This window comes from Kitasatospora sp. NPDC048286 (genome assembly GCF_043201735.1).
Lineage (GTDB): Bacteria > Actinomycetota > Actinomycetes > Streptomycetales > Streptomycetaceae > Kitasatospora.
In genome coordinates this window covers 717912-741335 of the sequence record NZ_JBICZE010000001.1, presented here as the reverse complement: position 1 = coordinate 741335, position 23424 = coordinate 717912, and the positions used below count along the sequence as shown (strand labels likewise).

The 23424-nt window shown below is 74.6% G+C and carries 15 protein-coding genes, 4 tRNA genes and 1 riboswitch; of the genes, 16 read left to right on the top strand and 3 right to left on the bottom strand.

Features of this window, described 5'->3' with window-relative positions; genetic code table 11:
• Positions 1-34: 34 nt before the first annotated feature.
• Complete coding sequence (locus tag ACGF13_RS03465; protein ID WP_392868475.1) at positions 35-1453, bottom strand: purine-cytosine permease family protein; 1419 nt, start codon at positions 1451-1453, stop codon at positions 35-37.
• Positions 1446-1590, bottom strand: a riboswitch (TPP riboswitch). Its footprint overlaps the gene before it by 8 nt.
• A gap of 219 nt (positions 1591-1809) precedes the next feature.
• Here ACGF13_RS03465 and ACGF13_RS03460 point away from each other — a divergent pair.
• From ACGF13_RS03460 to ACGF13_RS03430, 7 genes are all read left to right on the top strand, one after another.
• Positions 1810-3660: a S1C family serine protease gene (locus ACGF13_RS03460; protein ID WP_392868473.1), complete on the top strand. Its 1851-nt coding sequence runs from the start codon at positions 1810-1812 to the stop codon at positions 3658-3660.
• A 64-nt stretch (positions 3661-3724) separates the two neighbouring features.
• Positions 3725-3812 (top strand) — tRNA-Ser (locus ACGF13_RS03455).
• 129 nt (positions 3813-3941) lie between these two features.
• Positions 3942-4769, top strand: a complete 828-nt coding sequence (locus tag ACGF13_RS03450; RefSeq protein ID WP_392868471.1) for a MerR family transcriptional regulator — start codon at positions 3942-3944, stop codon at positions 4767-4769.
• A gap of 78 nt (positions 4770-4847) precedes the next feature.
• Positions 4848-6056, top strand: a complete 1209-nt coding sequence (locus ACGF13_RS03445; RefSeq protein ID WP_392868469.1) for an MFS transporter — start codon at positions 4848-4850, stop codon at positions 6054-6056.
• 210 nt (positions 6057-6266) lie between these two features.
• Complete coding sequence (locus ACGF13_RS03440; protein WP_392868467.1) at positions 6267-7631, top strand: FAD-binding oxidoreductase; 1365 nt, start codon at positions 6267-6269, stop codon at positions 7629-7631.
• 460 nt (positions 7632-8091) lie between these two features.
• Positions 8092-8421: a hypothetical protein gene (locus tag ACGF13_RS03435; RefSeq protein WP_392868465.1), complete on the top strand. Its 330-nt coding sequence runs from the start codon at positions 8092-8094 to the stop codon at positions 8419-8421.
• A gap of 523 nt (positions 8422-8944) precedes the next feature.
• Positions 8945-9742: a pyridoxal 5'-phosphate synthase gene (locus ACGF13_RS03430; protein ID WP_392868463.1), complete on the top strand. Its 798-nt coding sequence runs from the start codon at positions 8945-8947 to the stop codon at positions 9740-9742.
• A gap of 42 nt (positions 9743-9784) precedes the next feature.
• Here the strand turns inward: ACGF13_RS03430 and ACGF13_RS03425 are convergent, their stop codons facing one another.
• Positions 9785-10852, bottom strand: coding sequence for a DMT family transporter (locus ACGF13_RS03425; RefSeq protein ID WP_392868461.1), 1068 nt, complete (start codon positions 10850-10852; stop codon positions 9785-9787).
• Positions 10853-11004: 152 nt separating this feature from the next.
• Here ACGF13_RS03425 and ACGF13_RS03420 point away from each other — a divergent pair, with 152 nt between their 5' ends.
• The 3 genes from ACGF13_RS03420 to ACGF13_RS03410 all read left to right on the top strand — a co-directional run bounded on the left by ACGF13_RS03420 (position 11005) and on the right by ACGF13_RS03410 (position 14956).
• The gene (locus ACGF13_RS03420) at positions 11005-11877 is read left to right on the top strand and encodes a DUF1906 domain-containing protein (RefSeq protein WP_392868459.1); all 873 of its coding nucleotides are present in this window, start codon (positions 11005-11007) and stop codon (positions 11875-11877) included.
• 45 nt (positions 11878-11922) lie between these two features.
• Positions 11923-13113: a hypothetical protein gene (locus tag ACGF13_RS03415; protein WP_392868457.1), complete on the top strand. Its 1191-nt coding sequence runs from the start codon at positions 11923-11925 to the stop codon at positions 13111-13113.
• Between the two features lie 181 nt (positions 13114-13294).
• On the top strand, positions 13295-14956 hold the full coding sequence (locus tag ACGF13_RS03410; protein WP_392868455.1) for a long-chain fatty acid--CoA ligase: 1662 nt from the start codon (positions 13295-13297) through the stop codon (positions 14954-14956).
• Positions 14957-15069: 113 nt separating this feature from the next.
• Here the strand turns inward: ACGF13_RS03410 and ACGF13_RS03405 are convergent, their stop codons facing one another.
• The gene (locus ACGF13_RS03405; protein ID WP_392868453.1) at positions 15070-18597 is read right to left on the bottom strand and encodes a PAS domain-containing protein; all 3528 of its coding nucleotides are present in this window, start codon (positions 18595-18597) and stop codon (positions 15070-15072) included.
• Positions 18598-18774: 177 nt separating this feature from the next.
• Between ACGF13_RS03405 and ACGF13_RS03400 the strand changes: the two genes are divergently transcribed.
• From ACGF13_RS03400 to ACGF13_RS03375, 6 genes are all read left to right on the top strand, one after another.
• Positions 18775-18868: transfer RNA gene (locus ACGF13_RS03400), tRNA-Ser, on the top strand.
• Between the two features lie 250 nt (positions 18869-19118).
• Positions 19119-19194: transfer RNA gene (locus tag ACGF13_RS03395), tRNA-Arg, on the top strand.
• Positions 19195-19225: 31 nt separating this feature from the next.
• Positions 19226-19301 (top strand) — tRNA-Arg (locus ACGF13_RS03390).
• A gap of 350 nt (positions 19302-19651) precedes the next feature.
• A complete protein-coding gene (locus tag ACGF13_RS03385; protein ID WP_392868452.1) occupies positions 19652-20905 on the top strand; it encodes a hypothetical protein in 1254 nt (417 codons plus the stop codon).
• Positions 20906-21099: 194 nt separating this feature from the next.
• A complete protein-coding gene (locus ACGF13_RS03380; RefSeq protein ID WP_392868450.1) occupies positions 21100-22377 on the top strand; it encodes an SPFH domain-containing protein in 1278 nt (425 codons plus the stop codon).
• Positions 22374-23375, top strand: coding sequence for a C40 family peptidase (locus tag ACGF13_RS03375; protein WP_392868449.1), 1002 nt, complete (start codon positions 22374-22376; stop codon positions 23373-23375). Before ACGF13_RS03380 ends, ACGF13_RS03375 begins: the two co-directional genes overlap by 4 nt.
• Positions 23376-23424: the final 49 nt, after the last annotated feature.

The window sequence follows — 23424 nt, the reverse complement described above, 5'->3', positions numbered from 1 at the left end:
CCGGTTCGGTCAGGTCAGGTCAGGTCAGGTGCGGTCAGGGCCGGGCGGCGCGGCGGCCGAGCGGGGTGAGCGCCCAGGTGACCAGGGCCGGCACCAGGAAGGCGAACAGCGAGGCCGAGGTCCACTCCTGCGGGGTGAAGTGCAGCGCCTCCTGGGCGGAGGTCCAGAAGTCCGTCCACCAGTCGGCCACCTTGGTCGGCGCGATGAACTGGTAGACGGCGAAGCCCAGCGCCCACGGCAGCAGCATCAGCCAGCGGGACGGCGCGTCGGCGGAGAGGTTCCAGCCGCGCCGGCCGGCGCCGAGGAAGTAGTCCACCACGAGCACCGCCAGCAGCGGCACGAACACCGAGCCGATCAGGCCGAGGAAGCCGTAGTAGGTGTCGGTGAACTCGTCGATCTGCAGCGCCAGCACGGTGATCAGCACGCCGATCGCGCCGGAGAGCACCCGGCGGTCCACCCTCGGCAGCAGGTTCTGCACCGACATCGCGGTCGAGTACACGTTGGCGAAGGACTGGTCCGTCTCGCGCAGCACCAGCACCAGCAGGAACAGCCAGCCGGCCCAGACCCCGAGGAAGGAGTCGAAGATCCGGTTCGGGTCGCCGTCCGACTGCAGCAGCGCCATCAGGCCGAGCACGTAGCACCAGACCTGGGCGATCGTGTAGCCGGAGAAGCTGCCCCAGAACGCCGAGCGCGGGGTGCGCGAGTGCCGGGTGTAGTCGGCGGCCAGCGGGACGAAGGAGACCGACACCGCGATCATCGCGTCGGTGGCGCCCAGGAAGCCGTGCCAGTTGCCCGCGCCCGGGTCCGGCACGCCCTGGCGGCCCAGCTGGACGGTGAAGTACACCATCGCCACCGCGACCGCCCCGGCCACGAAGCGGCGCAGCACCGCGATCGAGCCCAGCGGCCAGATGGTCAGCACGGTGGTCAGCGCGCCGGCGAGCAGGACGAACAGCCAGCGGTAGCCGGTGGTGTGGGCGACGGTCTGGGCGCCCACCGAGATGGTCAGCAGCTCGAACACGCCCCAGCCGATGCACTGCACGATGTTCAGCACCGTCGGCAGGTACGACAGCCGGGTGCCGAACAGCCCGCGCAGGTTCGCCATCGCGGGGGCGCCGGTACGGGCGCCGATCAGCGAGGCCAGGCCGAGCATCGCGGTGCCGACGACCGTACCGACGGTGATCGCGGTCACCGCGGCGGCCAGCGACAGCTCGCTGCCGGGGGCGCCGAGCACGGTGGCGGCGGTGGAGAAGCCGATCAGACTGACGCCCAGGTTCATCCAGAGCGCGAAGTGGTCCCGGAAGCGCAGCGTGCGCGGCGGCTCGGTGTCGAGCACCAGGGGCGCCTCGACGTGATCGGCCCGCTGGGGGCGGTCCAGGACGGCCGTGGCCGTGGACCCGGAGAAACCCTTGGACTCGGGCGCACCCGAAGAAGAGGATGGCGAAGCAGGCGGCATGGCCGATACTCCCTACGCCGGCATTACCCGGACAGGTTCCGGCGGTCAGCGCCCCCTCGAACGTCCGTCACTCGCGTGGCGTACGGTCGACATGCGCACTCTCAGCCTGGTGGGTCCAAGCTCCCGCGTGTCAGTTGTGAGCGACAGGCTAACCGGCACGGGGGCCAACACCCAAGGCCGAGGGCGTACGGTCCGCATCGCGGGACGTCCGGCGGGGGAGGGGAGCCTCGGCCGTCGGTACCGGTGTCGGTACCGGCTAAGGATTCTTATGAGTTCTTCAGAGGGGTCCTTACGGCAATCGAATCGTCAGTGCGAAAAACTATGGTCCTTGGTTCTGCCAGCTATGGAGGTCGTCCGTGAGCACCGAGCGCGAGGTTGGGCCCGCCGGGCCGCAGGGGGAGCAGCCCGCCGGCCAGGGGGCGGCCGAGACCGCTTCCGAAGGCCCCGCTCAGGGCGGGCACCAGCCGACCATGGCCTTCCGGCGGGTGCCGGGGCCGGAGGCGGGTGCCGCCGATGCCGCTGCCGTCGAGGCGGCGCCGCCCGTGGACGCCGTCCCGGCCGAGGGCGTTCCGGCCGAGGGGGTCCCGGCCGAGGGTGGGCACAAGCCCACCGTCGCCTTCACCAAGGTGCCGGCGCCGGAGGCCCCTGCCGCGCCTGCCGCGCCTGCCGCGCCCGCCGCGCCCGTGGCGCCCGCCGCGCCCGTCGCGGAGGAGCCGGCCGTCGACCCGGCCACCGGCTACATCGACGCGCCGCCGCCGGTCCTGCCGCCCGCCCCGCCGTCCCCGGTCGCCGCGGCCCCCGCCGCAGCCGCGCCCGCCGCCCCGGCCCTGCCGCCGGCCGGCAACCCGTACGCCACCCCGACCCACGGCGTCCCCGCCGCCGGCGCTCACGAGGGCTTCGGCGCCGCTCCGGCCGCCGCCCCCGCCGCGCACGGCCACCACCCCTTCGGGGCCGGCCAGCCGCTCGGCGGCTGGGGCCCCACCCACGACTCCACCTCCGGCGGCGCCGGCTACCCCGGCGGCCCGGCCGGCCCGCTCGGCTACCCGGCGGACTACCCCGGTGGTCCCGGTGGTCCCGGCGGCCCGCGCAAGAAGCGCGGCGGCCTGGTCGCCCTGATCGCGGCCGTCGCGGTGGTCGCCGGCCTGGCCGGCGGCGCGCTCGGCGTGTCCGTCGCCGACGGGGTCGACCGCAACAGCTCCGCGAACGACCACCGCAGCACCACCGTCCAGGCCAGCGACACCCAGAAGAACGAGCCCGCCCCCGGCTCGATCGCCGCCATCGCGCAGAAGGCGCTGCCCAGCGTCGTCACCATCAAGGCGCAGGGCAACGGCGAGTCGGGCACCGGCACCGGCTTCGTCTTCGACACCGAGGGCCACATCCTCACCAACAACCACGTGGTCGCGCCGACCCTCAGCGGCGGCAAACTGACCGTCAAGTTCGCCGACGGCACCTCCTACAGCGCCTCGGTGCTGGGCCACGCCGAGGGCTACGACGTCGCCGTGGTCAAGATCGACAACCCGCCCAAGAGCAAGCTGGCCCCGCTGCCGCTGGCCGACTCCGACAAGGTCAACGTCGGCGACGCCACCGTCGCGATCGGCGCACCGTACGGCCTGGAGTCCACCGTCACCAGCGGCATCATCAGCGCCAAGGACCGCCCGGTAGCCTCCGGCGACGACACCGGCTCGCAGGCCTCGTACATGAACGCCCTCCAGACCGACGCCTCGATCAACCCCGGCAACTCCGGCGGCCCGCTGCTGGACTCCGGCGGCGCGGTGATCGGCATCAACTCGGCGATCCAGTCCAACGCCTCCGCCAACGGCCGGGCCGGCAGCATCGGCCTGGGCTTCGCCATCCCGATCAACCAGGCCAAGTGGGTCGCGGACACCCTGATCAAGACCGGCAAGCCGGTCTACGCCAAGCTCGACGTGCTGCGCAACGACGACTACAAGGGCGACGGCGCGCAGATCCAGACCAAGGACATCCAGGGCCAGCCCGCCGTCACCCCCGGCGGCGCGGCCGACAAGGCCGGCCTCAAGCCGGGCGACGTCATCACCAAGCTCGGCGGCGTCCCGATCGAGAACGGCCCGGCCCTGGTCAGCCGGATCTGGACGCACAAGCCCGGCGAGACCGTCGACGTCGAGTACACCCGCAACGGCCAGACCCTCAACACCAAGGTCACCCTCGGCCAGCGCGAGGGCGACCAGTAACCCACGGCCCGCGCGGAAACGTGTGCACCGAACCCCTCCGGACCCGTTAGGCTGACCTCCGCCTGGAGAGCTGCCCGAGCGGCCTAAGGGAACAGTCTTGAAAACTGTCGTGCGGTGACCCCGTACCGTGGGTTCGAATCCCACGCTCTCCGCCGGTAGGAGAACCACCTGCTCAGGGCGGGTGCCGACATCGTTCGGCACCCGCCCTTCGCGTTCCCCGGGGGGTGGTGGGCGAGCGGGGTTGACCCTGACACGGTGGTAGGGGATGGAGTGGTCGCACCATGTTGAACATCGGAGACTTCGCCAGCCACGGCCGGGTGTCGGTACGGATGCTGCGCCACTACGACGCGATCGGACTGCTGCGGCCCGCCCGGGTGGACCCGGTCAGCGGGTACCGCTTCTACGAGGCATCCCAACTCGCCCGGCTCAACCGGGTGATCGCGCTCAAGGAGCTCGGCTTCACGCTGCAGCAGGTACGGGCCGTCCTGGACGAGCGGGTGGACCCGGCCGAACTGCGCGGGATGCTGCGGTTGCGGCGGGCCCAGCTCGCCGAGGCGATCGCGGCCGACGAGCTGCGGCTGGCCCGGGTGGAGGCGAGGCTCCGGACGATCGAGAGTGAGGGGACCATGTCCGCACACGATGTCGTGGTGAAGCCGGTGCCGTCCGTCCGGGTGGCCCAACTGAGCGGTGTGGCCGCGAGTTACGAGCCGGAGGACATCGGACCGGTGATCGGGCCGCTGTTCGGCGAGCTGTGCGGGCGGCTGGCCGAGGCCGGGATCGAGGCGACCGGTCCTTCCGTTGCCCACTACCAGGACGCACCGGAGGGCAACGGCGCGGTGCTGGTCCTGGTGGGCATCCCGGTCGGTTCGTCGGTGCGGCCGGGCGCGCACGACTTCGAGGTGCTCGACCTGCCGCCGATCGAGGAGGCGGCGACCATCGTGCACCGCGGCTCGATGGACGAGGTGCTGGGCAGCAGCCAGGAACTCGCCCGCTTCATCGAGCAGAACGGCTACCGCTCGGCCGGCTACGCCCGGGAGCTGTACCTGGAGTGCCCGGAGGACCAGGCGGGGTGGGTCACCGAGCTCCAGGAGCCGGTGGTCCGCCGGTAGTTCGTCGGTCGTCCGCCGGTGGCGGCGCCCTCGGCGTGCTTGCCCTCGACCTGGTCGAGGGGCCTAGCGTCGCCCGGCATGACCACCACCACCGGCGCACCGGCCCCGGTCGCGCTGCCCCGTCCGTACCTGTTCTGGCTGGCCGGGGTCCAGGCCGGACTGCTGGGCGACGCCGCGCTGTACTTCGCCCTCGGCTGGGCCGCCTCCGCGCACGGCGGCGGCGCGGCCGGGCTGGTCCTGACCGCGATCACGGTGCCGCGCACCGCGCTGGTCCTGCTGGGCGGCGCGGTCGCCGACCGGTTCGGCGCCCGCCGGGTGATGCTCGTCGGGGACACGGTGATGCTGGTCGCGACCGGCGCGCTGGCGCTGGTGGCGGCCGACCGGGGAACGCCGCTGTGGCTGCTGGTCGCGGCGGCGGCCGTGATCGGGACGGTCGACGCCTTCCACCTCCCGGCGAGCGGCTCGATGCCGCGCCGCCTGGTGCCCGCCGACCGGCTGCCCCGGGCGCTCGCCCTGCGGCAGGCCGGCGGGCAGAGCGCCGTTCTGCTCGGGGCACCGCTGGGCGGCCTGCTGGTCGCGGCCGGCGGGCTGTCCGGTGCGGCGCTGGCGGACGCGGCGAGCTTCGGGATCATGCTGCTGGTCCTGCTGCGGGTACGCCCCCGGGAGGAGGAGCCGTCCGGCCCGCGGGAGGGACTGCTGCGCGAGGCGGCGTCCGGAGTCCGGCTCGCCCTGGCCGACCCGCTGCTGCGGGCCGCGCTGCTGCTCACCGGCGCGGCGGCCGGGGCGCTGCTGCCGGTGGTGTCGCTGCTCGGCCCGCTGCTCGCCCGGGCCCACGGCTGGGCGGCCGGGACGGCGGGACTGGTGAGCGCCGGGCAGGCGGCCGGGGTGCTCGCGGTGGCCGGCCTGGTCGCCCGGCGGGGCGGGCTGCCCCGGGCCGGTGTGGGGGCGGCGGCCGGGCTCTGTACGGCCTCGGCGGGGACCGCGCTGCTGGCGTTGGCCGGGGAACCGGCGATAGCGGTGGCCGGCAGTGCGGTGGCGGGCCTCGGCGCGGGGCTCTTCGCCTGCCACCTCGGCCCGCTGGTGCTGACCGGCGCGCCGCACAGCCACCTCTCACGGGTCCAGGCGCTGCTGACGCTCGTGCAGAGCCTGGCCCTGGTGCTCGCGAACGCCCTGCTGGGGCTGCTCGCGGACGCGGCGGGCGCCACCCTGCCCACCCTGCTCTGTGCCCTCGCCACCGCCACCGCGGGCCTCACCGCCCTGGCCACCCCGGCCCTCCGCCGGGCCTGAGTCGCCCGGCCTCCGCCGTTCGGCGCCCTTCCACCTCCCCACCCGTCTCCGGGCCCGCTTGCCCGCCCCTTTCCACTTCCCCACCCGCTTCCGGGCCCGCTTGCCCGGCCCTTCCCACCTCCCCACCCGTCTCCGGGCGTACTTGCCGGGCCCCCGCCGTCCGGGCAGAGTGCGGAGGTGGAGGCGGCCGGACGGCGAGTGGAGGCGGCGATGAGTGATCTGACGGACCGACTGGCGCAGGCTCTCCCGGACGGGGCCGTCGTGGTGGACCCGGACGTGACCGCCGCGTACCGCCACGACATGGCGGCCTTCTGCGCGGCCGGGCAGCCCGCGGTGGTGGTGTTCCCGGAGACGGTCGAGCAGGTGCAGCACGTGCTGCGCACCGCGACCGAGCTGCGCGTCCCCGTGGTGCCCCAGGGCGCCCGGACCGGGCTGTCGGGGGCGGCGAACGCGGTGGACGGCTGCATCGTGCTGTCGCTGGTGAAGCTGAACCGGATCCTGGAGATCGACCCGGTGAACCGGATCGCGGTGGTCGAGCCCGGTGTGGTGAACGCCGAACTCTCCCGAGCCGTCGAGGAGTTGGGCCTCTCGTATCCGCCGGATCCGTCCAGCTGGGAGTCCTGCACGATCGGCGGCAACATCGGTACCGGTGCGGGCGGGCTCTGCTGCGTGAAGTACGGCGTCACCAGCGAGTACGTGCTCGGGCTGGATGTGGTGCTGGCGGACGGGCGGCTGCTGTCCACCGGTCGCCGGACCGCGAAGGGCGTGGCCGGCTACGACCTGACCAGGCTGTTCGTCGGTTCGGAGGGGACGCTCGGAGTGGTGGTCCGGGCGGTGCTGGCGCTGCGGCCGGCGCCGGCTCCCCAGCTGGCGCTGGCGGCGGAGTTCCCGAGCGCGCAGACGGCCGGGGCGGCGGTCTGCGAGGTGATGGCGCGCGGTCTGACCCCGTCGCTGATGGAGCTGATGGACGCGGTCTCGGTGCGGGCCGTCAACGAGTTGGGGCGGATGGGTCTGCCGGAGTCCACCCAGGCGCTGCTGCTGGTGGCCTTCGACGGGCCGGACCGGGTGGCGGAGCTGGCCCGGGTCGCGCGGCTGTGCCGGGAGGCCGGGGCGACCGAGGTGGTGCCGGCCGAGGACCAGGCGGAGTCCGACCTGCTGCTGGCCGCCCGGCGGATGGCGCTGCCCGCGCTGGACCGGCTGGGCACCACGATGATCGACGACGTGGCCGTGCCGCGCTCCCGGCTGGCGGAGCTGCTGGACGGCGTCGCGGTGATCGCCGAGCGGCACGGACTGACCATCGGCGTGGTCAGTCACGCCGGGGACGGCAACACCCACCCGATCGTCATCTTCGACGCCTCGGACGAGGAGCAGGCGGCCCGCGCCCAGCGCTCCTTCGACGAGATCATGGCGCTCGGGCTGGAGCTGGGCGGCACGATCACCGGGGAGCACGGGGTGGGGCTGCTGAAGCGGGACTGGCTGGCGCGTGAGCTGGGCCCGGTGGCGCTGGACCTGCAGCGGCAGCTGAAGGCGGTCTTCGATCCGCTGGGAATCCTGAATCCCGGCAAGATGATCTGATTTCCAACGGCACATCACCTCTGGGCGGGCCCTCCGCGCCCACCTTCCCGCTGTCGAAGTGCGACTTTCCGACGGACTGCAAATTGCCGGAAAAGTCGACACGGGAGGGTGACCGAACTTTTCAGGGGCGCGTTCATGGTTCGCATGCGCCGGGGTGGTGCGCTCGGCGGGCCGCGTGACGACGTTGCGCCGCCCTCCCGGGCGTCTCTGTCGACGGCCGTCCGGGCGAAGTTCCCAGCTCGGGCGGGGTGTGTCGCCACCTGGATCGCTTTCCGGGCCGTTATGCGCGGCGGCACGGATATCACGCGAACGGGCGAAATCCGCCGCATGAGCTAGCGCTTTGTCGATTTGTTGCGGAAGTCTGTCTTCCGGCGCCGCAGTTCGCAGGTGTTCGTCTCGCTGACGAACCTTGCACACCTTGATCGACCACTGCCCGATGAACGGCTTCCCGGAGGCACCCATGGCACGCGTCCACACCCGTCGAAAAACCGGGCTGCTCCTGGCCGGGCCACTCGCGGCCGGCCTGCTGCTGGCCGGTGCCGGTGCTGCCGCCGCCGACGAGGGAGCGGGCGCCGATTCCGGTTCCGACACCGGGGTGGTCTCCAACACGGGCACCGGCAACGTGTTCGGCGGGGTCGACGGCAACTACGTCTCCACCCAGCAGACCGCCACCGGTTCCGGTGCCTCGAACCAGGACAACACCGTCGCCGTGAAGGACAACGCGGGCACCGTGCAGGGTGGTCAGGGCAACAAGGACGTCACCGTCGTCGTCGCCCCGACCTTCAACTGACCGACCGCACGGCCGAGTGACGGCACCGGGCACCACGGAAGGCGGGGGCGCCTGACGTGGGCGGACGCGGGTGAGCTGAGCAGCCGCGAGCGGGACCGGATCGGAACGGCCGGAACGGACACCGAGGAGCCGACGCTTCACACCAGAGGGAACAGCGCATTCGACCGGCCCGCGGAAAGGGTCACCGCGAAACCGGTCTCGTGGGCGGTGCCGCCATCGGCACCGCCCACGAGCGCGTCCGGCGCCGGCACCGCCCACGAGCGCGTCCGGCGCCGGCACCGCCCACGAGCGCGTCCGGCGCCGGCACGCTCGCCGTCCGCCCCCGGATCTCCCCGTCCGGGCACCCGTGAAGGGCCCCGAAACACCCCGCTGACCGGCCCGGATCCGTTCATCGAGGGCCCGCGCCCGGAGCCGTCGGTGTACGGCGGTACGGTTGCGCTCCGACAGCGCACCCATGTGCCCGGCCCGGAAGGCCCGGCCCGGCCGGGGTGGCGACCGCGGCAATCGGAAGGAAGGGCGCGCGATGGCGGCGGAGGAGGAGGGCCTGACCGGCCCGGACGGGGCCAGGCCTGCGGCGGAGCCCGGAGCGGACCCCGCTGAGGCGCGCCCGGAGCCGTCGGCCGAGCCGGTCCACGAGCACCGGTCCGCCCCCAGGTCCGTCCCCGAACTGCTGCTCGGCCGCCCGCCGATGGCCCGCCCGCTGCCGTCCTTCGACCACGAGGCCGCCCCCGCCGAGCCGGGCCCGCTGTTCGTGGACTGGCTCGAAACCGCGCTGCACGCCGGTGTGCTGGACCCGCAGGCCTTCACCCTCTCGACCGTCGACGCCGACGGCATGCCGGACGCCCGGGTGCTGGTGCTGCGCGACGTCGACGCGGCCGGCACCGGCTGGAACTTCTCCGCGGACGCCGACAGCGTCAAGGGCCGCCAGCTCGCCGCCCACCCGGCCGCCGCGCTGACCGTCTACTGGCCGCAGCTGGGCCGCCAGGTCCGGGTGCGCGGCACCGTCGAGCGGGCCGCCGACCTGGTCGCCGCCGCCGAGTTCGCCACCCGCTCGCCCGCTGCCCGGGTCGTCTCGCTGGTCGGGCGGCAGAGCGAGCCGCTGGGCTCTCTCGACGAGTACGACGAGGCGGTGGCGGTCGCCCGTCGCCGACTGGAGACGCACCCGGACGCGGTGGCGCCCGGGCATGCGGTCTACACCCTGTGGGCGCACGAGGTGGAGTTCTGGCAGGGCGACAGCCAGCGCCGCCACGTCCGGCTGCGCTACACCCGCATCGGTCCGGTCAGCTCCGCGGAGTGGTCGCGCACCCTGCTCTGGCCGTAGGCCGCGCGCGGCCCCGCGCGGCCTCCGCAGGCACCCGCGGGGCTACCGCCGCCCGGTCAGCGTGGCGCCCACGCTGGCCGCGACCACGCAGCCGATCCCGGCCAGCTGCGGCGCGCCCAGCAGCTGGCCCAGCACCACCAGCCCGACCAGCGCGCTGACCGCCGGCTCCAGGCTGACCAGCACGCTGAACACCCGCTGCGGCATCCGTCGCAGCGCGGTCATCTCCAGCGCGTACGGGATCACCGGCAGCAGCAGCGACACCCCGGCCACGGCGGCGAGCAGCGCCGGAGCCGAGGCCCCGGGGGCGGTCAGCCCGTGCCAGGCCTGGCCGAGCCCGAACGGCGCCAGCGTCAGCGCGCCGACCGTCATCGACACCGCGAGGCCCTGGAACCCCTGGAAGGTCGCGCCGACCTTGTCGGTGAACAGGATGTACACGGAGTAGCAGGCGGCCGCCCCGAAGGCGTACAGCAGGCCGACCGGGTCGAGCGACCCGCCGCCGTCCCCCTCGCCGAGCAGGGTCAGCAGCACCACGCCCGCGGCCGCGAGCAGCGCCCAGAGCAGGTGGCTGGCGCGCCGGGCGAAGACCAGGGCGACCGCGAGCGGGCCGAGGAACTCGATGGTCGCGGCGGTGCCCATCGGCAGCCGGTCGATGGCCCCGGCGAACAGGAAGGTCATCCCGGCCGAGGCCATGCCGAGCAGTGCGGCCGCGGCGAGGTCGCGCGGGCGCTTGTCGCGCAGCTTCGGCCGGGTGACGGCGAGCAGGATGACGGCGGCGAAGCCGAGCCGCAGGAAGGTCGTGCCGCTGACCCCGAGCGGGCCGAACAGCGGCTTGGACAGCGCGATGCCGGTCTGCACCAGGAACATCGCGGCCAGACAGAGAAGCGGCGCCGGGATCCGCTCCGGGCGCCGCAGGGCCTTGCCGAACCGGCCGGGGGATCGGCCGGCGTGGGTTCCGGGTGGCGCCGCGGGGCCGGACGCCCCACCTCGTCGCCAGCTTCCCCGCTCGCCGGCAGGCTCGCCCTTGGGGGCGGGCGGCATGGCAAGGGCCTCGGCGACGGCGGCGGCCGACGACGAGGCGGCGGGGGTTTCGCTGGTATGGGAGGTGGGCATGTTTGTGAGTTTGCCGTAAGGAGTGATGAACGGGCAAGCTCGTTACAAAAATCGGGACGGATCCGGACGGGTGCGTCCGAAAGGGCGGACTCCCGAGGGCGCCGCGGCGTGGCTGCCGCAGCAGTCCGACGGTCCGTCAGTATCAAGGCGAGGTGCGCCATCTCCGCCCCGCAGCCCTCCTCGCCGCCGCCCTCGTGCTCCTGCTGGCCACCGACGGGACGGGCGTGAACGCCGAAGCCGCCGCCCGGACCGCCGTCGCCGCTCCCCGCATCCGGGCCGTCACACTGCCCGACCGGTCCGGCCCGCCCCGGATCCGCGACACCTGGAACGGCCCCGCCTTCGACGCCTGCACCGCACCACCGCTCGACACCCTGAAGGCCTGGCGCGACGCCTCCCCGTACGGGGCGCTCGGCGTCTACACCAGCGGCTCCCAGCGCGGCTGCACCCAGCCCCGGCTCACCGCCGAGTGGGTGCGCCAGGCGCGGACGATGGGCTGGCGGTTCCTGCCGGTGCACGTCGGGCTGCAGGCTCCGTGCGCCGACCCGGGCCACAAGCCCAAGCGGATCGACCCGGTGAACGCCGTCGAGCAGGGCCAGGAGGAGGCGGGCGAGGCCGTTCTGGCCCTGCGCGCGCTCGGGCTCGCCCCGGGCAGCCCGGTCTACCTGGACATCGAGGCCTACCCGCCGCGCGACCCGGTCTGCAGCCAGGCGGTGGTCGACTTCACCCTCGGCTGGACCGCCGGCCTGCACGCCGCCGGCTACGGCTCCGGCTTCTACTCCAGCCTCGACTCCGGCATCGCGGACCTCGCCGCCGCCGCCCGGGCCGGCAGCTTCCCGCTGCCCGACGCGCTCTGGTACGCCCGCTGGGACGGCAAGGCCGACACCGACGGCTCCGGCGGCCTCGCCCCCGACCTCTGGAGCTCCCACCAGCGCGTCCACCAGTACAACGGCAACGTCGAGGAGACCTTCGGCGGCGCCACCCTCACCGTCGACCGCGACCTCGTGGACGGCCCGACCGCCCTCTGAGACCCGCGGATAGGGTGGCCCCCGATCGAGCACGGGGGGAACGGCATGACGAACGGCCAGGGGTACGGCGGCACCGGCGGACACGGCGCGCCACCGCCGCCGCAGTACCCGTACGGGCAGGCGTCGTACCAGCAGAACCCGTACGTGCAGAGCCCGCCCCCGCAGAACCCGTACGCGCAGCCGGTGCCGCCGTCGCAGCCGTACCCGCCCCAGCAGCCGTACCCGTCGCAGCAGTCGCACGCGTCCGCCCCGCCGAGGCCCGCGAGCGGGCTTCCCGGCGGCTTCCCCGGCCCCGCGCCGCGCCGCAGCCGCGCGGCGGTGCTGACCCAGTTCCTCCTCCAGTGGATCTACGCACCGCTCTGGATCCTCGGCCTGGTGCTCCTCTTCGTCCTCCTGATCTTCGCCGACAACGTCGGCGGCGGGTCCGGCCCCAGCTCCGACGGCTGGCTGAAGGTCAACCGCAGCTTCCTCCCGCCGCGCCGGCTGCGGGCCGAGCTCACCGGCCGCCCGGAGGACTGGGAACGCTACGTCGCCCCGATCCTGGCGCGCCGGATCGCCGCCGCCGAGGCGGCGTACGCGGCCGGCGACGGCGAGGTGCAGGCGGACCTCGGCCGGGTCGTGCGGGTCGGGCTCGCGCTGCGGCTCTACCGCGGCCTCGGCGCGGCCGGCGTGGTGCGGCTCGCCGAGCGGCACGGCTGGCACGGCGTGGTGGCCGGGACCGACGCCGGGCACGTCCGGCTCGCCCGCCACTTCCCCGCCCCGGCCGTCCTGAACGCCCCCGCCCCGCAGGACCCGCCCGCCGCCCCCGGCACCCCGTGGGGTCCGCAGCCGGTCCGCTTCGCGCCGCTGCTGCCGTTCGTCTTCCTGCTCCAGATCGTCTACGTCCCGGTGTACGGCCTGCTCACCTGCTGGGTGAGCCGCCCCGAGCCCGACTACTGGGACCGCTGGGGCGCCCGCTGGACCGTCGGCCCGCGCGCCTTCCGCGCCGAGTTCACCAACAGCCCCGCCGCCTGGGACCGCCACATCCGCCGCATCCTCGACCGCGACACCAAGCGCATCAGCACCGCCGCCCGCACCCCCAACGGCCCCCGAGTGGACCGCGTCCACCTCAAGCGCGCCACCTACCGCGGCGCCGGCGCCCACCGGGCCCTGCGCCTCGCCGCCGAACAGGGCTGGACCCTCGACCCCGCCTACACCCCCGACCCCGCCAACTCCCTCCACCTCACCCGCCCCTGACCCACCCTGACCCACCCGAGAGGGGCCGGGGCGGAACCGGGACGAATCCGTGATCCGTGCAACGGGGTCGGGATACTGACAGCGGGGGGTGGGGGCGGCACAATCGGGCACGTCCGCGCGCATTACCGCCCGGTAGGTGCCGCAGGCGCTGCCGCCAGTGCCGCCAGGTCAAGGAGGACCCGTGTTCAGCACGATGCAGGACGTTCCGCTCACCGTCGCTCGAATCCTGGAGCACGGGGCCACCATCCACGGCCGCTCGACCGTGACCACCTGGGACGGCACCGGGCCGGTCGTCCGCAGCTACGCCGAGGTGGGTGCCCGCGCCGCGCAGCTCGCCTGGGCGCTGCGCGACGAGCTGGGGGTGACCGCCGACGACCGGGTCGCCACCCTGATGTGGAACAACGCCGAGCACCTGGAGGCGTACCTCGCCGTCCCCGCGATGGGGTCCGTGCTGCACACGCTGAACCTGCGACTGCCCTCCCAGCAGCTGTCGTTCATCGTCAACCACGCCGCCGACCGCGTGATCGTCGTCAACGGCACCGTCCTGCCGCTGCTCGCCGCCGTCCTCCAGGACCTCGCGCCGACCCTCAAGCACATCGTGGTGAGCGGCCCCGGCGACCGCTCGGTGCTGGCCGGCTTCGCGGGCGGCGTGCACGACTACGAGGAGCTGATCGCCGGCCGCCCCACCGAGTACCCGTGGCAGCACGACATCGACGAGCGGCAGGCCGCGGTGCTCTGCTACACCTCCGGCACCACCGGGGACCCGAAGGGCGTGCTCTACAGCCACCGCTCGGTCTACCTGCACTGCCTCCAGGTCAACACCGGTGACAACTTCGCCTTCACCCCGCGCGACACCGCGCTGCCGGTGGTGCCGATGTTCCACGTCCAGGCCTGGGGCATCCCGCACGCGGCCTTCATGTCCGGCGCCAACCTGCTCATGCCGGATCGTTTCCTCCAGCCCAAGCCGATGGCCGAGATGATCGCCGCCGTCCGCCCGACCGTCAGCGCCGCCGTCCCCACCATCTGGGCCGGCCTGCTGGACGAGCTCGACGCGGGCGACTACGACACCTCCAGCCTGCGCATGGTGGTCATCGGCGGCAGCGCCTGCCCGCCCTCCCTGATGAAGGCCTACGAGGAGCGGCACGGCATCCGGGTGCTGCACGCCTGGGGCATGACCGAGACCTCCCCGCTCGGCTGCTTCGCCCAGCCGCCGGGCGGCCTCACCCCCGAGGAGGAGTGGCCGTACCGGGTCACCCAGGGCATCTTCCCGGCCTCCGTCGAGGCCCGGCTGATCGGCCCGGGCGGCGAGCGGATGCCGCACGACGGCGTCTCGGCGGGGGAGTTGGAGGTGCGCGGCCCGTGGATCGCCGGGGCGTACTACGGCGGCGCCGGCCAGGACCCGGTCCGCCCGGAGGACAAGTTCTCCGAGGACGGCTGGCTGCGCACCGGCGACGTCGGCACCATCACCGCCGACGGCTACCTGACCCTCACCGACCGGGCCAAGGACGTCATCAAGTCCGGCGGCGAGTGGATCTCGTCCGTCGAGTTGGAGAACGCCCTGATGGCCCACCCCGACGTGGCCGAGGCCGCCGTGGTCGCCGTCCCGGACGAGAAGTGGGGCGAGCGCCCGCTGGCCACCGTGGTGCTGCGCCCGGGCGCGACCGTCGGGCTGAAGGAGCTGCGGGCCTTCCTGGGCGAGCGGATCGCCTCCTGGCAGCTGCCGGAGCGCTGGTCGATCGTGGAGTCGGTGCCGAAGACCTCGGTCGGCAAGTTCGACAAGAAGGTGATCCGGGCCAGCTACGCGGCCGAGGAGCTGGACGTCACGGTGCTCGGCAAGGAGTGACCGGCGACGAGTGACCGCCCGGTGACGATCGGCGCGGAGCTCCCGGTGGAAGGGCCGGCCGTCCCCGTACCGAACGGGGGCGGCCGGCCCTTTCCACGTGCCGAGGAGTCGAGTCAGCCCGCGGCGGCGACGCCCGCCTCGCCCATCGCGCCGATCCGCCCGAGCAGGTCGACGATCCGGGACTGGACGTCCTCGCTGGTCGAGCGCTCGGCGAGGAACAGCACCGTCTCGCCGGTGCGCAGCCGGGGCAGTTCGCGCGGGTCGAGGTCCACCGAGGTGTAGACCACCAGCGGGGTGCGGTGCAGCCGGTCGTTGGCGCGCAGCCAGTCCAGCAGGCCGACCCGGCGGCGGCGGATCTGCAGCAGGTCCATCACCACCAGGTTGGGCTGCACGCTGCTGGCCCGGGCGACCGCGTCGTTCTCGTCCACCGCGTGTTCGACGTGCATGCCGCGCCGCTCCAGGCTGCCGATCATGGCGGCGGCGATGTCCGGGTCGCCCTCGACCAGCAGCACCCGCGGGGCGTGGTGCTCGCCGTCGCGCGGCGCGAGGGCGCGCAGCAGGACGGCCGGGTCGGCCCCGTACGCGGCGTCCCGGGTGGCCTGGCCGAGGCCGGCGGTGACCAGCACCGGGACCCTGCGGTTGAGCGCCGCGGTGCGCAGCGACTGGAGCGCGGTGCGGGTGATCGGGCCGGTCAGCGGGTCGACGAAGAGGGCGGCGGGGAAGCCGGCGACCTGCGCGTCCACCTCCTCGCGGGAGCTGACGATCACCGGCAGGTAGCCGCGGGCCTGGAGGGCCTGCTTGGTGGCCGGGTCGGGCTCGGGCCAGACCAGCAGCCGGCGGGTGTTGGCCAGCTCGCCGGTCGGGGCCGACGGCTGTCCGGCGGTGGGCCGTTCGTCGGCGGGCGGGAGCTCGGCCATCGGGCGCGGCGCGGTCCGGGCGGCGTCGGCGGGGACGGGCGGCTGCGGCGCGGCGGCGGGCAGCGGCGCGGGGCCGAGCTGGCGCGGCGGGGCGAGCTCGCCCAGGCCGGTGCCGACCGGGCGCGGTCCGGACGGCTCCTCGACGGCGGCGGACAGCGCGGCGCGGGCGGGCGCCAGCGCGGTGCCGGGGGAGGGCTGTGCCTGGCCGACCGGACCGGCCGGACCGGAGGCGTTCACCAGCGCGTCCGGTCCCGGCCCCGGCGGGACGGCCAGCCGGCGGCGGCGCCCGGTCGGGGCGGTGGCCGCCGGTTCGGGCAGCACGGGCGGGGGGCCGGCCGGCAGGGCGTGCTCCAGGCCGGGGTAGACCGGGGTCTCGGGTGCTCCGGGCAGGGCGAAGCCACCGGGGGCCTCGTCGGCCGAGGGCAGTGCGCGCCGGCGCCGGTGCTTGGTCTCGCCCGGGGAGAGCTCCTGGGCGGCCTCGTCGGTCGGGGTGCCGCCGGTCGGGGTGCCGCCGGGCGGGGTGCCGTCGGGGGCGGCGGGCGTGGGCGCCGGGCCGAGCGCGAGCGGCTCGCGTCCGCCGGGGCGGTTCGGCTGCGCCCGGTGGCCCTCGACGGGTACGGCGTAGGCGGGGCCGGAGCGGCCGTCGTCCTTGCCCCACGGGTCGCTCTGGGCACCGTCCGGGCCGGCCAGGCCCTGGCGGCCGTACGCGGGGTCGTTGCCGGTGCCGTTCCACTGCTCGGGGACGGCCCGCTCGACCCGCGCGGGGGCGTTCGGCCACTGGTCGGCCGGAACGTCGGGGGTGCCGGGGGCCGGGGTCTCGGCGGCCGGTCGGCCACGGCGGCCGCGCCGCTCGGCGGGGGCCTCCTCGGCGGGGTCCCGCTCCGCGTCGGGAGCCGCGGGGGCTGCGGGGGCCGCGGCGGCTCCCGCGTCCTCGGGGTCGGGCCGCTCGCCGGCCGGCGCGGGCTCGGCGGTGTCGGCGGCCTCGCCGCTGCTGGGCAGCTGCGGGATGCCCGGAAGCTCGGGCAGGACGGCGCTGTCGCTCTCCTTGGGCCGGTCGGAGCGGCCTTCGGCGGCGGCGCGCTCGGCGGCGGCCTTGGCGGCGGCCGGGTCCAGCGGCAGCTCGACGACGTACGTGGTGCCGGCCTTGCCGGGCAGCTCGTGCGGCTGGAGCACACCGCCGTGGCGCTCGACCACCGCCCGGGCTATCGGCAGGTGGACGGGGCTGCCGCCGACGCCGGGGCCGCGGATCTCGACCCGGGCGACCTCACCGCGCTGGGCGGCGGCCAGGACGACGGTCGGCGGCTCGGGGGCGGGCGACAGCGCGGGCGCGGCGCCGTTCAGCCCGGGCACGGCCAGACCGGGGGAGGGGGCGTCGGGGGTGTCCAGCGCCAGCCCGACGCCGCTGACGTCGGCGACCAGGTGGGCCAGCGCCTGCGCCAGCCGCCGCTCGTCGGCGATCACCTCGACTGCGGCGGCGTGCACCGAGAACCGGACCCGACCGGGGCCGACCAGTTCGCCGGCCTCCTCGACGGCCCGGCGGACCACCTTGTCCAGGCCCACCGGCACCCGGGGCGCGGCCTTCCGCCCGCCCTTGCCGTCCTTCGCGTCCTTGGCGTCCTTGCCAGCCTTGGACTCCTTGCCGTCCTTGGCCTCGGCGGCGCCGCTCTCGCCGGCCTCGCCGGCCTCGCAGCGCTGGTGGTCGAGGACCCCGTCGATCAGCTTCCCGAACCGGCGGCACTCGGCGGCCAGCCGGCGCAGCGTCCAGTTGGCCTCCGGCCAGAGCTGGCCGGCCGGGTCGGCGGCGAGCGCGTCGAGCCGCTGGTTCAGCGCGTTCAGCGCGCCGCCCAGCTCGCTCTCCAGGACGGCGGTGAGGTGCTCGTTGCGGGCGACCAGGGCGAGTTCGCGGCTGCGGTCGGTGAAGGTCATCACCGCGCCGACCAGCTGGTCGCCGTCCCGGACCGGGGCGGTGGTGAGGTCGACGGTGACCGGCCGGCCGTCCTTGCGCCACAGCACGGTGCCGCGCACCCGGTGCTTGCGCCCGGAGGTCAGGGTGTCCAGCAGCGCCGACTCCTCCAGCGCCAGCGGGGTGCCGTCGGCCCGGGAGTGCTGGATCAGCGGGTGCAGCTCGCGCCCGCCCAGCTCGCTCGCCCGGTACTCCAGGATGTGCGCCGCGGCCGGGTTGACCAGCACGCAGCGGCCTTCGAGGTCCACGCCGAGCACGCCCTCGGCGGCGGCGCGCAGGATCATCTCGGTCTGCTTGTGCTGGCGGCGCAGCTCGGCCTCGACACCGAGCCGGCCGGAGAGGTCGCGGACCAGCAGCAGGAGCAGGTCGGAGGAGGAGGGCGAGTTCTCGCGGTACGAGTCGTACGGGGAGCGCGCGTAGCCGCGGCCGTCGCCGTCGTCGGCGAAGTCGTTGCCGGAGACCTCGACCGGGAAGGTGGTGCCGTCGGTGCGGTGGGCGGTCATCCGGACGGGGCGGTCGAGGGCCTCTCCGTCGCGGGTGGCCGGGCGCATCGAGCCGGGGATCCGGCTGGGGTCGAACTCGGGCAGCAGACCCAGCACGCCCATGCCGACCAGCGAGGTGCCCGGTGCCTGCAACGCCTGGACCGCCGCGCTGTTGGCGTCCACGACGGTGCCGTTGCTGTTCACCAGCAGCAGCGCGTCGGGCAGGGCGTCGAGTATGGCGGCGAGGCGAGCAGCGCCTCGGATCGGCCTGCTGCTCACGTCGACAGGTCTCCTCGGCTCGGGGCAGCTCCTCCGGAGACGGCAGTATCTCATTCTTCTTTGCGGCGGGGACGACCCGCCTAGTAACGTTGGCAGCGGTTGGTGCCAAGGCCCACGGTTGTGGCATCATCACTGACACACGGAACGGTTCCGCTTGCGCGGAGACGCTCCTTGTGGGGAGGCTTCGCCTAGTCCGGTCTATGGCGCCGCACTGCTAATGCGGTTTCGGGGTTATTCCTGATCGAGGGTTCAAATCCCTCAGCCTCCGCCAGTCGGGAGCCCCCGTCGACGATCTCGTCGGCGGGGGCTCTTCGCGTTCCCGGGTACGGACCAGGGGTGGCCCGGAGCGGGTTCGGAGCGGGTTCGGAACCGTTCGGAGCGGGTTCGGAGCAGCCCGGAGCGGTCGGGAGCGCGGCGGTGGCGGGGCCCCGGGCGGGCCCGGATCAATCGATTTCGCCCTACGCCGCAGGTCATGTAATGTTGTCCCCGCAACGCCCCGGAGGCAGAGTTCACCAGGGCGAGCGCTCATAGCTCAACGGATAGAGCACTTGACTACGGATCAAGAGGTTGCAGGTTCGAATCCTGCTGAGCGCACCAAACTCCGCAAGATCGGGTTCGCCCGTTCCTTGCGCTCATAGCTCAACGGATAGAGCACTTGACTACGGATCAAGAGGTTGCAGGTTCGAATCCTGCTGAGCGCACCATCGAGAAGCCCCCGGCCACCGGCCGGGGGCTTCTCGCGTTCTCCGGGGTTCCCCGCGGGTGATTCGAACGGGCCGCCGGGTGGATGGTCCCGTCCCGGGGGCCGGTACCCGCCGGATGGGTCCGGTGCTCCCGTTCTCGCGTCCGTTCGGGTGGCGTCGATTGCCGCCTAATGGATGAAATGCAGCCGTTTCGGGTACATCCCGTCCTGCCGCCCGGATGACCGCCGAACGGGTGGGACACGGTCAAAAGCCCAGGTGTCTCGATATGACCGGCTCAGGATCGTGATTCCTTTTTGTCGGATCTTGTGCAGACTGCCGCGCCCAGGCAGCCGACCGCGAAGGAGAGCCGGATGAGCCGACAGTTTCCCCGTACGGCTGTCGCCCTGGCCGTCCTCGCGAGCGGGCTGCTGACCGCGTGGAACGCCCCGCTCGCGGCGGCCCTGCAGTACCCCGACGCCTGGCCCTCCGCCGAGGCCCCGGACGTCCCCACGCTCACCGTCCCCGCGGACACCGACGACCCGGGCCTGCGGCTCACCGGCACCGGCGAGGCGGGCGGCATCGTCTCGGTCGTCGACCAGGACTCGGGCGACGACCTCTGCATCACCGAGGTGCCGGCGGACGGCCGGTGGTCCTGCCTGCCGGTCGAGAACCTGACGGACGGGCAGCACCTGCTCACCCCGTTCGCGGTCGACGTGACGGGGGGCCGGACGCCCGGGCCGCCGGGCGAGCTGGTCGTCGCCACCGGCCTGCCGGAGCGGCCGGTGCTCACCTCGCCGGCTCCGGGGGAGGCCGTGCGGGTCGGCCGTCCGAAGCTGGTCGGCCGGGCGGATCCGGGCGCGAACGTGATGGTCACCGCGCGGGCCGCGGCGGGCGCGGACGTCGGCCGGCGGACGGTGCTGTGCGGGGCGGCGGCGGCGTTCGACGGGAGTTGGAGCTGCGCGGCCAACCGGGACCTGGCGGACGGGGAGCAGTGGCTGACCGTCGCGGCGACCGACCGGGTGGGCAACGGGATCTCGGGGGAGTTCGTGCGGGTGCGGGTCGCCACCGGGGGAGCGACGCCCGCGTCGAGTCCGTCCGTCGCGGCGGCGTCGCGCCTGGCCAAGTCGGGCCCGGCCGCGAGCCCGGCCGCGAGTCCGGTCGCACCGAGGCCGCAGCCGTCGAGTCCGGTGGCGTCGCGCCCGGCCAAGTCGGGCCCGGGCGCCATGGGTTCGGCGGCGGCCGCGTCGAGTCCGTCCGTCGTGGCGGTGCCTGCGGTGGCGCCGTCCAGGGCCACCTCGCCGACCGTGTCCACCCGGCCCGCCGTCCCCGCCCCTTCGGCCACCGCGACCGTCTCCCCGCCCCCGACCCCGGCCCTGACCGCGGCTCCGACCCGGACTCCGGCCATCGGCCTCGGCGCCTCACCGGTGGTGGCCGCCGTGGTGGAGTCCGCCGAGCCCGCCGCCCGGCCGCCGGCGGCGCCGGTGGTGACCGCGCAGGGCTGGTCCGGGCGTCCCGCTGCGGACGGCTGGCGCGGTGGACTCGCCGGAGTCCTGCTGGTGCTCACCGGCCTCGGACTGATCACCCGTCGGGTGTTCGCCCGCAGGAACGGTGCTCCTCGGCGCTGACCCGCGCCGAACTGTCCCGACCATCCACTCATGTGCCTGCGCGTCAGGTCGGCTTTGGATGATTCGTCAGTAAATGTCGACACACCTCGGTTCAAATGTCGCATTTGATGACGTATGAACTTAGCCTGACCCTGGCACTGCCCGTCAGATCCGGGCCGCCCGTTGCGCGACACACCGACCCAGAGGATCCGTGCATGGACGTCACCCGCGATTCTTCGCAGCGACCCGACAACCTGCCCAAGGCGCTCCCGCCGGCACTGCCGGAACGTTCCGGCGCCGGCTCCAGTCCGCTGGCCAGGGCCACGGCCGTCCGGACCGTCAAGCCGGGCGGCCCGGTCGACAGCGGTCCGGCGACCACCCCGCTGGCCGTCGTCCCGCACCCGTCGCCGGCCGGCGGCGCGACGGCGGTGCGCGACCCGCTGGAGTCGGCCGCCCCGGAGACCGTCGAACTCCCGGACCCCGCGACGGCCGGGGCCGCGGCCGCCACCACCTCCCGGCGCCCGCCGCGCGCCGACCAGGCGCTGCGCGAGCAGCCCGCCACCGCGCTGCCCGGCTGGATTGCGCTCCTGGCGGTGCTGATCGGCGTGGCCGGCGTGCTGTTCGTACTGCTGCGCACCGGTGTCATCCCGTACTGGGACGCGCTGCCCGACCTGCGGGGCAGTGCCGTGCGGGAGAGCGGCCTGGCGGAGGTGGACACGAAGTGGATCGCCGCGGCGGCCGCGGCCGGCCTGCTGGCGGTGGCCGCGCTCTCCGGGTTGCTGGCCAACGCGGGCGGCGAGACCCGGGTGCTCACCCGTTGGGGCCGCTACCGGGGCACCGTCCGCCGGACCGGCCTGGTCTGGGTCAACCCGCTGCTGCGCCGCTGGAGGGCGGACGTGCGGCTGCGGCACTGGCGCAGCGAGCCGGTCAAGGTGGTGGACCGCACCGGCACGCCGATCGTGGTCCGGCTGCTGATCGTCTGGCGGGTCAAGGACACCGCACGGGCGCTGCTGGCGATCGAGGACCACGAGAGCTACCTGCGTGAGCAGGTCCAGGCGGTACTCACCCGCACCGCGTCCACCCTGCCGTGCGACAGCAACGCCGCGCCCGGACCGGCGCTGCGCGACGGGCAGTGGTTCGCCGACGAGATGACCAGGGCGCTGGCCGCCGAAGTCGCCCCGGCCGGCCTGGAGGTCTACTCGGTGCAGCCGCTGGCCCTGGACTACGCGCCGGAGGTGGCCGAGTCGATGCGCCGCCGCCGGCTGGCCGACCTGGACGCCGGTCTGCGGACCGTGCTGGTGGACGACGCGGTGGAGGCGGCGGCGCTCGCCGTCCGCCGTCTGGAGCGGGCGACGGCGCACGAACTGGACGAGGCCGCCCGCAGCGCGCTGATGGAACAGTTGCTGGTCGCCTTCGTCGCCCCGGCCGGAGTGGCCGCCTCGGTACCGCCCCCGGCCGCCCGCGCCGGGCGGAAGGAAGGACGACCCGCATGAGGATAGCCACCGGCGCGTACGCCGAACCCGCCGATACCGTGGGCCCGCTCGGCCCCGACGGTGATCCCGGTCTGATCGGCTTCGAGGAGCGCCTCGGCCGCATCCCCGCGATCGAGGGCTGCGGCTGCCCGAACTGCGTCGTCCGGCCGCGCACCGCCCGCTCCGCGGCGGCGGCCGGCGGCAGCCGAATACACCGGGCCGTGCGGAGCACCTGTCTGGCCACCACCGTGCTGGCGGGCGCCGGCGTCGTCGGCCTGACGGCCGGCGCCGGATCCGCGCACGCCGCGGCCGGGAAGCAGGGCTGGGACGGGTCGAAGTACTGGTTCAAGAACGGCAGTGGCGAGTGGCGCTGGACCAGCCACTACGACGTCTACGCGAGCCGCACCGGTCGGTCCGGCGGCTCGGCCGGCGCCACCGCCCAGGCCGTCTCCAACGGCTCGGCCTCCTCCGCCGGGATGCGCCAGGGCTGGGACGGGTCGAAGTACTGGTTCAAGAACGGCAGTGGCGAGTGGCGCTGGACCAGCCACCACGACGTCTACGCGAGCCGCACCGGTCAGTCCGGCGGCTCGGCCGGCGCCACCGCCCAGCCCGCGCCCCCCGCGAGCCGTCCGTCGACGAACCCCGCGCCGGCCTCCGGGAGCATGGAGGCGGCCATCGACTACGCGCTCGCCCAGCTGGGCAAGCCGTACGTCTGGGGCGGCAACGGCCCGTCCGGCTACGACTGTTCGGGACTGGTCCAGCAGGCCTACCGGCGCGCCGGGATCAGCCTGCCGCGGGTGGCCGACGACCAGTACGCGGCGACCACGCCGATCAGCGCCGGGCAGCTGCGCCGCGGCGACCTGGTGTTCTGGTCCGACAGCGGCCGGGCCTCGGGGATCCACCACGTGGGGATCTACCTGGGCGGCGGCAAGTTCGTGGAGGCGCCGCGGCCGGGCAAGACCGTCCGGGTCTCGACACTCAACTCGGGCTACTACCCGACCCACTTCGGGCGGCCGTAGCCGCGAGAACGGTGACGGGCCCCCGGCAGCGCGATGCCGCCGGGGGCCC

What these genes read in the sequence shown, in the direction of transcription:
- ACGF13_RS03415 (WP_392868457.1), top strand. Translation starts at nt 11,923, where the DNA reads ATGACGAACGGCCAGGGGTACGGCGGCACCGGCGGACACGGCGCGCCA.
- ACGF13_RS03465 (WP_392868475.1), bottom strand. Translation starts at nt 1,453, where the DNA reads ATGCCGCCTGCTTCGCCATCCTCTTCTTCGGGTGCGCCCGAGTCCAAG.
- ACGF13_RS03435 (WP_392868465.1), top strand. Translation starts at nt 8,092, where the DNA reads ATGGCACGCGTCCACACCCGTCGAAAAACCGGGCTGCTCCTGGCCGGG.
- ACGF13_RS03425 (WP_392868461.1), bottom strand. Translation starts at nt 10,852, where the DNA reads ATGCCCACCTCCCATACCAGCGAAACCCCCGCCGCCTCGTCGTCGGCC.
- ACGF13_RS03385 (WP_392868452.1), top strand. Translation starts at nt 19,652, where the DNA reads ATGAGCCGACAGTTTCCCCGTACGGCTGTCGCCCTGGCCGTCCTCGCG.
- ACGF13_RS03445 (WP_392868469.1), top strand. Translation starts at nt 4,848, where the DNA reads ATGACCACCACCACCGGCGCACCGGCCCCGGTCGCGCTGCCCCGTCCG.
- ACGF13_RS03375 (WP_392868449.1), top strand. Translation starts at nt 22,374, where the DNA reads ATGAGGATAGCCACCGGCGCGTACGCCGAACCCGCCGATACCGTGGGC.
- ACGF13_RS03380 (WP_392868450.1), top strand. Translation starts at nt 21,100, where the DNA reads ATGGACGTCACCCGCGATTCTTCGCAGCGACCCGACAACCTGCCCAAG.
- ACGF13_RS03430 (WP_392868463.1), top strand. Translation starts at nt 8,945, where the DNA reads ATGGCGGCGGAGGAGGAGGGCCTGACCGGCCCGGACGGGGCCAGGCCT.
- ACGF13_RS03440 (WP_392868467.1), top strand. Translation starts at nt 6,267, where the DNA reads ATGAGTGATCTGACGGACCGACTGGCGCAGGCTCTCCCGGACGGGGCC.
- ACGF13_RS03450 (WP_392868471.1), top strand. Translation starts at nt 3,942, where the DNA reads ATGTTGAACATCGGAGACTTCGCCAGCCACGGCCGGGTGTCGGTACGG.